Source organism: Blautia sp. CAG:257, from assembly GCF_000433815.1.
GTDB lineage: Bacteria > Bacillota > Clostridia > Lachnospirales > Lachnospiraceae > Blautia_A > Blautia_A caecimuris.
This window is the reverse complement of the sequence record NZ_HF999109.1, coordinates 1,284-1,881: the sequence shown is the minus strand read 5'-3', so window position 1 is coordinate 1,881 and position 598 is coordinate 1,284. Positions and strand designations below refer to the sequence as shown.

General features: G+C 43.5%; 1 protein-coding gene. It reads right to left on the bottom strand.

The window, feature by feature from the left end; all coding sequences use genetic code 11:
* The coding region (locus QVP40_RS12190; RefSeq protein WP_288200551.1) for an ABC transporter permease at window positions 1-579 on the bottom strand (579 nt) is incomplete at its 3' end.
* Between the last annotated feature and the right edge of the window lie 19 nt (window positions 580-598).

Below are 598 nucleotides of genomic sequence, written 5' to 3'. Positions count from 1 at the left end.
GGTTCCGTTTTCTTTCTGGGTAGTCACACCTGCAATACGAAAGCTTTTCGTCACATCATAGCAGGTAATGTCAAGACTCATGCCCACTACATCATCTGTGCCGAACAGACGTCTGGCATCGGCATCAGAGATCACACATACAGGTTTGGCCTCTTCCACTTCCCGTTCACCGAAATAATTTCCGTATTTCATATCCGCATTATTTATCATTTTGGGATCCGGTCCTTCTGCAGTTACCATAAGATTAAAGTTTCCCTTTCCGGTAACTGTTTCACCGTCATAGCTTTCAGCGACACTTACCCCTTCCACACTTTCCAGCTCACGGACTGCATTAATGTCTTCAGGTGTGATCCATTCCTGTTCTGTAATTGCATCATTGCTGACGTAAATGTAAACCTGACCGCCTCCGATATCACTGATCTCTGAATTCATCTGGTTCTTTGTTCCCTCACCAATGGAAACAATTGCAATAACAGAAGCAATTCCGATAATGATACCAAGCATTGTCAGAAAAGACCGGCCTTTATTTGCGCGGATATTCTGAACAGCCATTTTTACATATTCATAAAATCCATTCATCAGGCACCTTCTCCCGTTG